General features: G+C 74.2%; 8 protein-coding genes and 1 pseudogene. 4 read left to right on the top strand and 5 right to left on the bottom strand.

Annotated elements, in window-relative coordinates; translation table 11 throughout:
* Positions 1 to 90: 90 nt before the first annotated feature.
* Entirely contained in the window at positions 91 to 528 is a 438-nt protein-coding gene (locus IE313_RS20535; RefSeq protein ID WP_189934479.1) for a DoxX family protein, read from the top strand.
* 909 nt (positions 529 to 1,437) lie between these two features.
* Here the strand turns inward: IE313_RS20535 and IE313_RS20530 are convergent.
* The 5 genes and pseudogenes from IE313_RS20530 to IE313_RS20510 form a co-directional block, all read right to left on the bottom strand.
* Positions 1,438 to 2,157: pseudogene (locus IE313_RS20530) on the bottom strand (lytic polysaccharide monooxygenase auxiliary activity family 9 protein); the annotation flags it as partial.
* A gap of 411 nt (positions 2,158 to 2,568) precedes the next feature.
* Entirely contained in the window at positions 2,569 to 3,612 is a 1,044-nt protein-coding gene (locus IE313_RS20525; protein ID WP_189934320.1) for a hypothetical protein, read from the bottom strand.
* A gap of 1,134 nt (positions 3,613 to 4,746) precedes the next feature.
* Positions 4,747 to 6,432, bottom strand: coding sequence for an IlvD/Edd family dehydratase (locus IE313_RS20520; RefSeq protein ID WP_229924817.1), 1,686 nt, complete (start codon positions 6,430 to 6,432; stop codon positions 4,747 to 4,749).
* 706 nt (positions 6,433 to 7,138) lie between these two features.
* A complete protein-coding gene (locus IE313_RS20515) occupies positions 7,139 to 7,471 on the bottom strand; it encodes a hypothetical protein (RefSeq protein WP_189934316.1) in 333 nt (110 codons plus the stop codon).
* Between the two features lie 495 nt (positions 7,472 to 7,966).
* A complete protein-coding gene (locus tag IE313_RS20510) occupies positions 7,967 to 9,934 on the bottom strand; it encodes a serine/threonine-protein kinase (protein ID WP_229924806.1) in 1,968 nt (655 codons plus the stop codon).
* A gap of 431 nt (positions 9,935 to 10,365) precedes the next feature.
* On the opposite strand from IE313_RS20510, the gene IE313_RS20505 reads away from it, so the two are divergent.
* From IE313_RS20505 to IE313_RS20495, 3 genes are all read left to right on the top strand, one after another.
* Positions 10,366 to 10,851, top strand: a complete 486-nt coding sequence (locus IE313_RS20505) for a fluoride efflux transporter FluC (RefSeq protein ID WP_189934312.1) — start codon at positions 10,366 to 10,368, stop codon at positions 10,849 to 10,851.
* A gap of 58 nt (positions 10,852 to 10,909) precedes the next feature.
* Complete coding sequence (gene crcB, locus IE313_RS20500) at positions 10,910 to 11,284, top strand: fluoride efflux transporter CrcB (RefSeq protein WP_189934310.1); 375 nt, start codon at positions 10,910 to 10,912, stop codon at positions 11,282 to 11,284.
* 441 nt (positions 11,285 to 11,725) lie between these two features.
* Positions 11,726 to 13,165 (top strand): MFS transporter, encoded by a 1,440-nt coding sequence (locus IE313_RS20495; protein WP_229924805.1) that lies wholly within the window; start codon positions 11,726 to 11,728, stop codon positions 13,163 to 13,165.
* The last annotated feature ends 304 nt before the right edge of the window (positions 13,166 to 13,469 follow it).

Raw genomic sequence — 13,469 nt, 5'->3', positions numbered from 1 at the left:
GAGGGATGCGCGCTTCGCACCGCCACGGAGGGCCCGCGGGTCGCTCCGTGGTCCTTCCTGATCATCGCGCACGTGAGAAAGGGCCTATCGATGGATCAGTTGGACAAGCACAGACCACATGTACTCGGACTCTTCCGCATCGTCGTGGCGCTGCTGTTCGCCTGCCACGGCGCCTCGTCGCTGTTCGGTGTGCTCGCCGGAGGGCACGGCGGCGGCACTCCCCCCTTCGGGCAGTGGCCCGGCTGGTGGGCGGCGGTCATCCAACTCGTTGGCGGCGTCTTCGTCCTGGTGGGGTTCGGCACCCGCAGCGCGGCCGTGCTCTGCTCCGGCTCCATGGCGTTCGCGTACTTCACCCAGCACCAGCCGCACGAGCTGTTCCCCATCCAGAACGGCGGGGAGCCCGCGGCGATGTTCTGCTGGGCCTTCCTGCTCATCGCGTTCTTCGGACCCGGCAGCTTCGCGCTGAGCTCGGCGGTCCTACGGGTGCGCGGCGACGCCGCGGTGCCCGCACCGGCCACGAGGGGGTGACCGCTCCCCCGAGCGGCTGAACAGACCGGCCGCCGGCGGGCCGAGGGTCCCGCCGGCGGCCTCCCGCGCTCCCGCCGGGCCACCGGGCCACCGGGCCACCGGGCCACCGGGCCACCGGGCCACCGGGCCACCGGATGCACGATCGCGGGCACTCGGCGGTTCCCTCGAACCCGGGGCAGTGCCGGGTGCGTGCCCGGGCGCCGCCTCCCGCTCCTCGGCGGTGCGGAGCGTCGGCACGCCGATCGCCTCGCCGAACGGCCCTTCGGCCCGTGCAGGACCGCCCCGCGGCAGAACTCACCGCTCGTGTACGGGTCCGCCCGCGTCCGGGCGCCCGTGCGGCATGCCCCCGGCCGGCCCGGGTGAGGGCACACCCGTGCGGTGCCGCACGGCCGAGCCGCCTCCGGGGCGCGCCCGGCCGACCGGACCAGTCTTCGGCCGCGGCAGGGCACTGCCGCGTCCGCGGTGCGCACCGCGGCCGTCGACGCCTCCGGCACACCGTCGACACCACCGTCGACACCACCGGCAACACTGCCCGCGGACCTCGCCGGACCCGGCCAGGCCGCGCCGCCCGCGCGGCTGCGCCGGCCCTCGCACCGCGCACACCCCGCATCGCGCACACCCGCCGACCGCCCGCGCCCGCCGTCCGGTCGGCGGGCGCACACGACCGTCCTCCCGCTCCGCCCCTACTGCGGCTCCGGGGCGGATGCGGGAGGACGGTGGCCTGGTGCGGGCCGCGGACCGGCCGGCCTCAGGGAAAGGTGCGATACCGGTCCCGGCCGTGACCAAACGGGTCCCCGCGCCCGGTGGCGCGGGGACCCGGGGTGCAACCGCCCGCGCGAGTGACCCGCGCGGGCGGGGGATGTCACGGTTCATTGGGTGCACGGTGCGCGGCGGCGTGCCGCGTCAGAACGTGACCTCGCCGTGGCCGCCGTCGAAGACCACGTCGGAGCAGGAGAAGAAGTTCTCCTGGCTGTCCGAGCGCACCCACTGGATGAACAGCAGGGCGTTGCCGCTGCGGCCGGACGGCAGCGAGACGTTCCAGTAGTAGTGCCCGCCGTCCTGACCGGCGCCGCCCTGCTGCGGCGGGTTGGTGACGGTCTGGATCAGGCTCATGTCGCCCCAGGCCAGCGGGGTGGTCGGCGACCAGCCCTGCTTGGTGAGGTAGACCCGGAAGTCACCCGGGTGGGCGGCCCAGTTGCTGTACTGGACCTGTATCGACGCACCGGACGTCAGGTGGGTCTTGGGCCAGTCGCTGCGGGCGGCGTTGTAGGCGGAGAAGTTGTACGGGGACTTGTCGCCGGCGCTGCAGATCTTCCCGTCGGGGACGTATCCCTGGCCCTTGCCCCCCGCGTTGGAGTCGAGGACGGCGAACCAGTTGTACAGCGGGGTGCCGCCGCTCTGGGAGAACGCCGCCTTGCAGGCGGGGTTGGTCGGGTTGAGGGCGCCGGTCGACGACTGGCCGTTCTTGTAGCACAGGTACGTACGGGAACCGGGCGACATGGCGACGCCGTGGGCCGATGCCGGCGAGGGCAGGGACACGAAGACCAGAGCCAGCAGCACGGCCCCGAGCACGCCCAGCAGTTGCAGGCGGACCGGGACCTTCGCTCTGTCGAGGGGTCGGATGACCATGAAGGAGTCTCCTTGGGGGTGGATACCACCGCGGCAGGCGGCCTGGCCCACGGACCACGGGACCGGCAGGGTGCGGCCCGCCTGACGCGAGTACGGGTGACCGTGCTGGTTGCGCGCCTCCATTCGCGGCGCGCAGCACATGGGGGGTGATGGGGCCGCGCCGCTGAATGGGAGCGCTCCCATAACGTAGCGCGCGCAGCATGACGCGTAAATGCTCTTGCGGAGACTCTTCGAGGCTCCACCATATGTCCGCAGTATTTTCACGAGATGTCCGCAGGAATACGAGCTGGAGGCCGCTTCGCGGCAGCGGGCACACCGGACGGGGAGCCTTCGGCCGCGCCGCGGCCCGTTTTCGGGCCGGTCGGGTCGGCCGCGGCGTCCGCCCGGTGGACGCCGCGGCCCGAGGGCCGGTCAGCCGGAGGTGTCCAGCAGGTCGGAGAGGTCTCCGGAGCGGAGCATCTCCAGGACCAGTTGGGGGCTCTTCTCGGAGGTGCCGGTGAGGCGGACGACGTGTCCGCCGCCGGTGACCGTGACCTCGGTGCCGGAGAGCAGGTCGCGCCAGCGCATTCCGCTCAGCCGGGTCCTGCCGTGCTCGAGCGCCTCCCGCACCGCGGCGGCCACCTCGCGGGCCTCGTCCTGCGAGGAGGCGGTGCGGCAGGCCAGTTGGGTCAGACGGGCGGGGTCGGTGCCCACCACTCCGGCGCCGGTGACGAAGTCGACGGGTTGCGGTGCCGCCGCCCCGGTGGCCACGTGCGTGTCGGTGAGTGTCGCGGCGAGCGGTGTGCCCAGGCAGTCGGCGACGGCCCGGAACCCGGGGTCGCGGGCCAGGGTGCGGCCCCTGCCGTCCGCGCTGAGCAGTTCGGCACCGGCCCGGCTTGCGGCGCGCACGAGGGTGCCGTCGGCGGCGGCCAGGACGTTGAAGTCCGCGGTGCCCCGGGAGAGTTCGGCGAGCGGCCCGGCGGAGTGGGTCCGGTCGTCGCCGGCCAGCCGCCACAGCGTCAGCGGTCCCGCGCTGCCGTCCTTGCGCGCTCCCAGCCCTCTGGCCTTGGACACCACCGCCGACGTGTCGATGCCGCCCGCGAACCGGCCGCTGCCGTGCGACTCCCCGACCTCCACCACCTGGTCGGCCGTGCCGCCGTCGAGGCCGAGCTGCGCCCTGGCCTCCGCGCCGCGCTCCTGGGTGGTGGCCCAGCCGTAGCCCGACATCATCTGCAACTGAGCGGGCGTCCTCCCCCCGCCGAGGGCCCGCTGTGCCGCCAGGTCGCCGTAGGTGGTCCAGGCCCGGGACGCCTCGGTGCTGCGGACCTGGTCCAGTTGTCTCACCAGGGGAGCGCTGTGCGTCCCCACCGGGGCGGCCCTGGGGACGTCACCGCCGCCGTCGCCGCCCGAGCACCCGGCGGTGGCCAGCGCCGCCAGAACCGCGGCCGCCGCCGCGGCGAGCCTCACGCGTTGCATCCGAGTGTTCCCTTCGTCTCCGGGACACGGTGTGCCGTCCGGCGCACGGCCGCGGCGCGCGGCGCGGCGGCCGAGTGCCGCCACCCGGCCGCCGCGACCGCGACCGGCCGTCCTGCGCCTTTGACCGCCGCTCCGGGGACACCGTGCCGTTGCCTGGACGCGCCGTCCGCAGCACACCCCTGCCGCGCTGTGGGTGCGCTTCCAGAAAGCGTCGCCGTGCGTGACTGTACGGGTACTGGAACGCCCCGGGAACACCTACGGGAGACATCCTTGCCCTGCACAGCAGTAAACCCCGCGTTTCCCGCCGAAAACGGCCCGCACCACCCGCCTGCTCCCGATGAGTCCTCAGCCCTTCCCCCGAGCACACGGCACCGCTATGGTGGTCTCCGCTATGGAAGCGCTTCCACCCCCGGGCCCTTCCATAGCGCCCGTCTCGCGAGAACACCTGACCGCCGCACGGTCCCGTCAGCAGCTCGGCGATCGCGTCGGGGCGCCGGGTGCAGCACGTGCGCCGCGGTCCTGTGATGCTCGTGGGTGACCAGGCACCTGCTCGGCCTCCCGCCCCGCCCGGCTCCCCGCTCACCTGGGCCGGGGCCCCGGCGGGTGCCGCCGTCCCGGCGATGGCGCATCCGCCGGCACCGAGGTGTTGTGTCCCGGCCTCGGGGGAAGCTCACGCGTCCGCGCACCAACGCGGTCGTCGATGCCGCGTTCGTCTGCACCTTCGCCCGCCGGGATCTGGCGACCACCGGAGCACGACTTCGACGCCGCCGGCTTCGGCGTGGTCAGGCTCCTGCCGCCCGGCACGGCCCGGGGGCCGCACCCGGAGCTGGGACGGGAGCCCGAGGCAGCCTTCCGCGCCCCGACCGAGTTCGGCCGGGCCCGCGGGAGAGAGGCGGCACGGGCCTGGCCCCGCCGCGCCATCCGCGCCGCGCGGCCCGCGGTTCGGCTACGTCAGGTCGGCGGCGCCGTCGGTGCCGTCCCCCTGTCGCGGATCCGCGATCCCCCGAACGCAGCGGCAGGCCGGGGCCGTACGGACCCATGGAGCGTGACGGGCAGCCCGGGAGCGGGGGCCGGCGCGGCGGGCACCGGAACGGCCGTCGCCCGGCCCCGTTCCGCCCTCGGGCCCGCGCCGCGTCAGTGGGAGTCCCGGGGCACGGCGTGGCCCCGGGTGCCGGTGAGGAAGTCGAAGTCGGCGCCGAGATGGGCCTGCTGGACGTGCTGCCGGTAGAGCCAGGCGTAGCCGCCGGGGCTCTGTGCCGCGGCGGGGACCGGGCCGGCGTCGGTCCGCGCCCGGCGCCGCTCCAGCTCGGCGTCGTCGACGAGCAGGGACAGTTCGCGTGCCGGTACGTCGAGCCTGATCCGGTCGCCGTCGCGCACCAGGGCGAGCGGCCCGCCCACCGCGGCCTCGGGGCTGACGTGCAGCACCACGGTGCCGTAGCCGGTACCGCTCATCCGCCCGTCGCTGATGCGCACCATGTCGCTGACGCCCTGTTTGAGGAGCTTGGTGGGCAGGGCGACGTTGGCGACCTCCGGCATGCCCGGGTAGCCCTTCGGGCCCGCGCCCCTGACCACGATGATGTCGTCGGCGGTGATGTCGAGGTCGGGGTCGTCGCTGACCGCGTGGTAGGCCTCGGGTGAGTCGAAGACGCGGGCCCGGCCCTCGTGGACGAGCAGTTCGGGGCTGGCGGCGGACTGCTTGAGAACCGCGCCGTCCGGGCAGAGGTTGCCGCGCAGCACGGCGGTGCCGCTGCCCGCCGGCTGGTAGGGGGCTGCCCAGGTGCGGATCACGTCGTCGTCGAAGCACTCGGCCCCGGCGACGTTCTCGCCGATGCTGCGGCCGGTGACGGTCAGGCTGTCCGCGTGCATCACGCCGGCCTCCACCAGCCGCCGCAGGACGACGGGCAGTCCTCCCGCGTAGCAGAAGTCCTCCATGAGGTACTTCCCTGAGGGCATCAGATTGACGAGGGTGGGCACGTCGCGGCCCAGTGCGTCGAAGAGGTCCAGGTCGAGCTCCACGCCCTCCAGACGGCCGGCGAGGGCCATCAGGTGGACGAAGGCGTTGGTGGAGCCGCCGATCGCGGCATTGGTGCGGATGGCGTTCTCGAAGGCCTCGCGGGTGAGGATGTCGCTGGGCCTGATGTCCTTGTCCACCAGGTCGACGATCCGGCGGCCGGACTCCTGGGCCAGCTCCATACGGCGGGCGTCCACGGCGGGGTAGGCACCGCCGCCGGGCAGTTGCATGCCGAGCGCCTCGACCATGCACGCCATCGTGGACGCGGTGCCCATGGTCATGCAGTGGCCCTTGGAGCGGGCCATACAGCCCTCCGCGGCGCGTGCCTCGCACTCGCTCATCCGCCCGGCCGCCATCTCGGCCTCGAACTTCCACACATGGGTGCCGGAGCCGACGTCCTGGCCGCGGAACTTGCCGTTGAGCATGGGTCCGCCGGTGACCATGATCGTGGGCAGGTCGACGCTGGCCGCGCCCATCAGCAGGCCCGGGGTGGTCTTGTCGCAGCCGGACAGCAGCACCACGCCGTCCAGCGGGTTGTTCCTGATCAGCTCCTCGGCGTCCATCGCCATCAGGTTGCGGAAGAGCATGGCGGTGGGCCGGATGATGGTCTCGCCGGTGGACAGCACGGGGAACTCCAGCGGGAAGCCGCCCGCCTGCCAGACGCCGCGCTTGACGGCCTCGGCCACCTCGTCGAGATGGGCGTTGCACGGCGCGAGCTGCGACCAGGTGGTGGCGATGCCGATCACCGGCCGGCCGTCGAAGACCTCGTCCCCGTAGCCCTGGTTGCGCATCCAGGAACGGTGGATCATGCCGGCGCGCCCGGAGGCGCCGAACCACGCCTGGCTGCGGCGGTCGGCGCGCGGTGCGCCCGGACCTGCGGTGCGAGGGTTCCCGCCCGCTGTGTCCCCGGCAGGGGCCCCGCCGGCCCCGGCGCCGGGAGAGGCGTCGCCTGCCGGGGTGTCCGTGCCGTTCGTGCCGTTGCTGCTCATGCTGTCGCGGCCCCTGCCTTCCGTCTCGGATCCATCCGCAGTCCACCACCCGGTCCTGCCCGGTGCACAGTGCGCCGCCGCCGGCCCGGCCGGGCACGACGCGGATGACGCGGATGCCGTCCGGACCCGGTTCCCGTGCCGGGGTGCGGCTCGGGCCCTCGACAGAAGGAGTTTCGAACAGTGTCGGGAATTTCGCCGCAACCGTAGAACTCGCTTTCCACGAGGGTCAAGAGGCGACGGTACGGAGCGCGGCCCCGGCGACGGCCCCGCTCGGGGCCGTACGGTCGCACCGCGGCGGGAGGAGGGGGGTGCTCTCCCGCACGGGCACAGGCGTGGGGGACTCCCCGCAGGGGTGGTCGCGGGGAGTCTTCCGCGGGCTTCAGGGAGCGGGGCCGCCGGGCAGGGCCCCGGAGCAGGGGACGGGCGGGCCCGGGGGAAGGCGGGCCCGCCCGGGCCGTGCTCACGGCGGCCCACCGGTCCGGGTCACCACGGCCCGGTCCGGGTCACGGCGGCCCACCGGTGCGCGTCAGGCGGCCCACCGGTGCGCGTCAGGGCGGGCCACCCGGTTCGGACCCCGGTAGCCGGGCCGGGAGGAGGCGTCGATGCCTACCTCGTAGCCGATGTCCTCGCCGACCTCGTTGCCGTCGACGTGCGCGCCGGTCGAACCGATGGCCAGGCCGACGGCGTGGTCGGGTGCGGCGGCGAAGGTGTTGGCGGTGACGGTGGCGTGCTGGACGTCCTCGAACATCAGGGTCCGGGATGCCTCCAGCGTCTTGCAGCAGTTGTCCCGGACGGTGCAGTCGAAGGTGCGGCCCCGTCCGTCGCCCTCGCCGTCGCCGGGGCCCCCGCCACCAGGCACATGTTGTCGATGTCCTCGTGCCTCGGTGCGGGTCGCGCGCCCCCGGCATCGCAGACGTACACCTCCATCAGGTGGTGCGGTCTCCCGAACCGCGCACGAAGAGCGGGGTGTAGCCGGTGCCGAGCGGGAAGCGGTTCCTCTCCCCCGAAGAGCAGCCGACCGCCCGGGCAGCGGATCGGCAGCCGCCCGGTGGTCGTCACCCACCACCGGCCGCCGCGGTACGTCGGCGCGCCCTGCCCGCGGCTGACCTGGGCGTCGTCCTCGCCCGGGCAGACGTGGACGTCGGGGCGGTTGCGGCCGAAGACGACCTCGCGTCCCTCTCCGGGCCCCGGGGCCATGCCGCCGTACGGGGAGAGCGCGAGGACGGTACCGGGGGCGGAGGGGGCAACGCCGCGGGCGAGGCTGGCGTGGGAGGCGGGCAGGACGCAGCCGCCGGGTGCCCGGCGCGGGCCGCCGGCGGCGGGTTCGGCCGGGGGCCGGGGTGCCGGGCGGCGCTCATGCCTTCTGCAACTTCCTGACCACGGCGGTCGTCAGCGCCTCGGCCGTGTCGCACAGCTTCTCGCCCGGCTGCGGACCGTAGGTCTCCAGGTACACGTACTCCACGGTGTCGTCGCCCGCGGTGTCCAGGTAGGTGCGGTGCACCGACATGACGACACAGGTGTGCGGGCCCTCGTACTCCGGTGCCACGTACGCCTGCCGGCCGCCCAGCGTCTTGGGGTCGCCGTCGTCCGTGAGGTCGTCGTCGCGGTCGAACTTCAGGTGCACTCCGGTGCGCGAGGACCTGTCCTCCCACGTGCACCCCCAGTCCGCGAAGTCGGGGTCCTGGCTCTGCGCCCCGACGCCGGGGAAGGCACTCAGGGCCGCGGAATCCAGCAGGTCGCACGCGTGCAGCAGGGCCAGGGAGCCGGTGGGGAAGGGCGCGGGGCGACGGGGCACAGGACCGCGGTTGAGGACGGTGACGGCGTGGTCGGTGGCGGCCCGGGCGAGTGCGCACGGGTCGATCCGGGGGGAGTCGAGTTGTTTGGCCATGATCCAGACCTGGTTGCCGTCGGCGAGCCGGAGATTCCTGTCGCACTCGCCGTCCGCGCCGGGAAGTTCGACGACGGTGATCCGGCCGATCCGCTCGCTGCTCGACTGCGAGTCGGGCTCCGCCTGGTCGGAGGCGAAGTTCACCTGTACGTCCGCGATGTCGGTGTCCCCCTTGTTGATGAGGATGTCGCAGCGGTCCGGTTCGCCGTAGTCGGTGTCCACGTACGGGTCGCCGAATCCGGTGAAGGACTTGGTGTCGAGCAGGGCGCAGGGGTCGGCACCCCGAACGTCGCCCATGGCCCCGGCGTCCCCCGCAGGGGCGGCCGGGCCCCCGGCTCCGGCATCGCCGTCGTCCGCGCCCCACGGGCCGAGGACGACGAGGGCCACCACCGCGGCGGCCGTCGCCAGCGAGGCTGCGCCGACCGCCCAGGACCGCCGGCGGCGGCCGGAGGGTGGGAAGGCGCGGACCGAGCGCCGCTCCCCCGCCGCGGGGCGCGACCCCTGCACGGGGGGCGCGGCAGGCTCGGGCGACGCGACGGACTCGGGGGGCGCGGCAGGCTCGGGCGACGCGACGGACTCGGGGGACGCGGCAGGCTCGGGGGGCAGCGGACCGCGCTCGTCGTGCAGGCGCTCCTGGACGCTGGCGGGCATCGGTGCCGCGCTGCTCAGCAGCTTCCTGGCCCTCGGGGCGTCGGGGCGGCGGCGCGGCTCGGCCGCCAGCAGCGCGAGCAGCGGCTCCGTGAGCCGGCCGGCGCGCCGCGGCTGCTGGACCGCGCCCCGGACGGCCAGGGCCAGATAGGCCATGGCGTTCTCCGCGTCCCCGTACGGCGAGCGGCCCTCCACCGCCGCGTACAGGGTCGCGCCCAGTGCGAACATGTCGGACATCTTGTCGGCGAGCCGGCCGTTCGCCACCTCCGGCGGGAGGTAGCGGGGCTTGCCGCGCACACCGATGCTGCGGCTGCCGTCGACGGTGGGGTCGGACCACAGGGCGCGGGATATGCCGAAATCGGTCAGCTTCACCACTCCGTCGTCCCGGACGAGGACGTTCTCCGGAGTGACGTCGCCGTGCACCACGCCCTCGATGTGGGAGGCGGCGAGGGCGTCGGCGACCTGGCAGCCGATCGCGCCCGCCTCGTCGGGGGCGAGGGGACCGCGCTCCACCATCACCCGGGCGAGGCTCGGTGCGGGCACGTACTCCATGACGATCCAGCAGGTGGCCCCGTCCTCGATGAAGTCGAAGACCCCCACGATGTTGGGGTGGTGCAGCCGGCCCGCGTTGCGTGCTTCCTTCTTGAGGCGTTCGGCGGCGAAGGCGTCCTCCAGACGGGCGAACTTCACGGCGACCGAGCGCTCCAGCAACTCGTCGCAGGCCCGCCAGACCTCGCCCATGCCGCCTCTGCCGAGGGGTTCCTCCATGCGATAGCGGTCGGCCACCCTGTCGCCTTCTGCCATTGCCAGCACGCGTCACCCCGTAGCCCTCGGACCCAGCACCGGCACGGAGCGTACTCCTGTGGCGAGCGGAGCGTGAGCGCCCGTGGACGGGGGTCTTGCGGCTCGGGACCGGCCCGGGCGCCGCCACGGCGCGCGAGGGCCGGGCCGTTGCGCGCTCGGCGCCCGGACCCGCGGCCGGTCCCGCGCGCCGGTCCTGGCCATGGACTCCCCCACGCGCGCGGCGGGGCCCGGCCCGCCGCGGTCTCCGCGCCGTCCCGGAGCAGGGGCGGCAGGTAGTATCGAGCCAGGCGGTGCCCCTGGCGCCGCACGGCGGTGGGGCTCGCCGTACCCGAACCGCGGCGACGACGCCGCCGACAGTCCCTACTTGCGACACGCATCTGATACATCCCCGTGCCGGCGAGTAGGAGACACGCATGGCGAAGGCCCGACCCCTCGTCGGGGGCGAATCCACTGATTCCGACGTCGATCTGCATCTGCCCGCCCAACGGGGCGAGCTGCGCCGCGGCCACGGGGCGGTGGTGGCGGTGATCGCGCTCGGCGGCGTCCTGGGCTCCACGGCCCGCTACGGAACAGGTCTGCTGTGGCCCACCCCTCCCGGCGCCTTCCCGTGGACGACACTCCTGGTCAACGTCGCCGGCTGCGGACTCATCGGCGTCCTCATGGTGGTGGTCGCCGAGGCCGGGGCGGCGCACCCGCTGGTCCGGCCCTTCCTGGGCACGGGGGTCCTCGGTGGCTTCACCACCTTCTCCACCTACGCCGTGGACGTCGAACGCCTCACCGACGGAGGGCGCCCCGGTCTCGGCCTCACCTACCTGGTGCTGACACTCCTCGCGGCCCTGACGGCCGTGTGGGCCGCGGCCGTCGCGACCCGCCGCGCGCTGCGGTGGGGGCCGCGGTGACCGGGGGCGCGGCCACCGGATGGGGACCCGCGGGGACCGGCCGGGAGGGGAGGCGTCCGTGCACTGGCTGCTGGTGATCGCCGGTGCGGTGGTCGGCGCGCCGGCCCGGTACCTCACCGACCGTGCCGTGCAGGCCCGGCACGACTCCGTCTTCCCGTGGGGCACCTTCACGGTCAACGTCATCGGCTGCCTGGTGCTCGGCCTGGTCACCGGCGCGGTCACCGAGGGCGCCGCCTCCTCCCAGGTCCAGTTGCTGCTCGGCACCGGGCTGTGCGGTGCGCTCACCACCTATTCGACCTTCTCGTACGAGACCCTGCGTCTCGCGGAGGACGGGGCGCGCCTGTTCGCCGTGGCCAATGCCGTGGGCAGCGTGCTTGCGGGCCTGGGCGCCGCGTTCGCGGGTACGGCACTGGCCAGGGCGCTCTGGGGATGAGGGGCGCCGCGACCGGCACGTGCGGCGCCACCGGCACGGGGCCGCGGCTCCGGGCTCCGGCTCCCGCTCCCGCTCCCGCTCCCGCTCCCGCTCCCGCACGGTCTCGGTCGGCTGTCGGCTGTCGGCTGTCGGCTGTCGGCTGTCGGCTGTCGGCTGTCGGCTGTCGGCGGAAGGATGGCCGCGGACGACGCCCCGGGAGCGGGACGGTACGAGGGGAGGGTGCCCCGACCCCGGCCGCCCCGCGGGGTCCCGGCGGAGCATCGGGGCGCCGGCTCCGCCCTCCCGGGCCGCCCCCGCACGGAGTACCGTGCCCTGCACCGCCGCACGAACTCCCGTGCCCGCGACGGCACCCTGCTCGGGCACGGCGCGCACCGCTTCGTACCGCCGCCGGGCCACCGGCCGTGGCGGTGCCGCGCGCACGCCCCGAGCAGGAAGGCCCCCGTGTCCACCGCATCCGACGCCTCCGGTGCGTCCGCCGCATCAGCATCCACCGCGTCGTCCTCCTCCGTCGCCGCCCGCCTCGACCGGTTGCCCGTATCCCGATGGCACCGGCGCCTCATCGTGATCGTCGGGCTCGGCGCGTTCTTCGACCTGTACGAGGTCTTCCTCGGCGGGGTGCTCGGTGCGGTGCTCACGGACGCCTGGTCGCTGAGCGGAACACAGAAGTCGATGGTGATCGCCGCCGCGTTCCTGGGTATGTTCGTGGGCGCCAACGTCCTGTCGGTGGCGGCCGACCGGCTGGGCCGGCGCCGGATGTTCCTGGTCAACCTGGGGCTGTACTCGCTCTTCTCGCTCGGCGCGGCTTTCGCGCCGGACCTCGGTGTGCTCCTCGCCCTGCGCTTCCTGGCCGGGCTGGGGCTGGGCGCGGAACTCGTGCTGGTCGACACCTACCTGGCGGAGTTCCTGCCGCGGCGGGTGCGCGGGCGCTACATCTCCTGGGCATACACGGTGGGCTTCGTGGGCGTGCCGATCGCGGCCCTGCTGGGGGCACGGCTGGCGGCCTCGCGTGAGCTGCTCGGCCTGGCCGGCTGGCGGTGGCTGCTGGTCTTCGGTGCCATCGGCGCGTTCCTCATCTGGGCCGCCCGCGGCCGGCTGCCCGAGTCACCGCGGTGGCTGGCCTCCCAGGGCCGCGGTGACGAGGCGGCGGCGGTGGTCGACCGGATCGAGGAGCGGGTGCGGGCCGGCTCCGCGGCCGGGCTGCCCCCCGTACCCGCGGCCGAACCGGCCCCGCCGGTCAGGCGGAGCGTCCCGCTCGGTGAGATGTTCCGCGCTCCCTACCGGCGCCGCACCGTGATGCTGTGGATCTTCCAGGTGCTGCAGACGGTGGCGTACTACGGCTTCGGCTCGCTGGCGCCGGTGGTCCTGGTGTCCAAGGGCTACGAGGTGACCGAGTCGCTGACGTACGCGGCGCTGAGCTTCCTCGGCTACCCGATCGGCTCGGCGCTCGCCGTGCCGCTGATCGACCGCATCGAGCGCAAGCTGCTCATCATCGTCTCCGCGGCGGGCATCGGGGTGTTCGGCATCGTGTTCGCCGCGGCCCGTGTGCCGTGGCTCATCGTCGCCGCCGGGTTCCTGCTGACGGTGTGCAGCAACGTCTTCTCCAACGCCTTCCACACCTACCAGACCGAGGTGTTCCCCACCGGGATGCGCAGCTCGGCGGTCGGCATCGCCTACTCCCTCTCCCGGCTCACCTCGGCGCTACTGCCGTTCGCAGCCGTCCGCGTGCTGGACTCCGCGGGTCCGACCGCCGTGTTCACCGGCTCCGCGGCGCTGATCGTGCTGCTCTGCCTGGACATCGGCCTGCTCGGGCCGCGCAGCACCGGCCGGGGCCTTGAGGCGGTGGCGGAACGGCCCGCGCAGCCGTCCGGGAACGCCGGGTAGCCGGACCCGCCGTCGGGCATCCGCAGGGTCACGGGGCCAGAAGGCCACAGGGCACCGGGCGACCGGGCAACCGGTGGCCCACAACCCGCGACCCGCGACCCGCGACCCGCGACCCGCGACCCGCGACCCGCAACCGGCAGTTCAAGGCGTCACGACCCGTCATCTGGCTGGAACATGACGGCAATATGGCCAGTCTTATCATTTCGCCGGAACGATCAGTTCCCTTCCCGTTCATTCCGTTCGTTCCCTTCTCGCGTCCCCCAGCGCGCCCTCACACCGGCCACCACGCCCAAGGAGCACGCTC

Origin of the sequence: Streptomyces sulfonofaciens (assembly GCF_014656295.1) — a bacterium.
GTDB classification, from domain to species: domain Bacteria; phylum Actinomycetota; class Actinomycetes; order Streptomycetales; family Streptomycetaceae; genus Streptomyces; species Streptomyces sulfonofaciens.
This window is presented reverse-complemented; position numbering and strand designations above follow the sequence as displayed.

Bases quoted from the DNA above. Each gene is read 5' to 3' on its own strand.
- IE313_RS20525 (WP_189934320.1), bottom strand. From the start codon at position 3,612: ATGCAACGCGTGAGGCTCGCCGCGGCGGCGGCCGCGGTTCTGGCGGCG.
- IE313_RS20520 (WP_229924817.1), bottom strand. From the start codon at position 6,432: ATGATCCACCGTTCCTGGATGCGCAACCAGGGCTACGGGGACGAGGTC.
- IE313_RS20505 (WP_189934312.1), top strand. From the start codon at position 10,366: ATGGCGAAGGCCCGACCCCTCGTCGGGGGCGAATCCACTGATTCCGAC.
- IE313_RS20535 (WP_189934479.1), top strand. From the start codon at position 91: ATGGATCAGTTGGACAAGCACAGACCACATGTACTCGGACTCTTCCGC.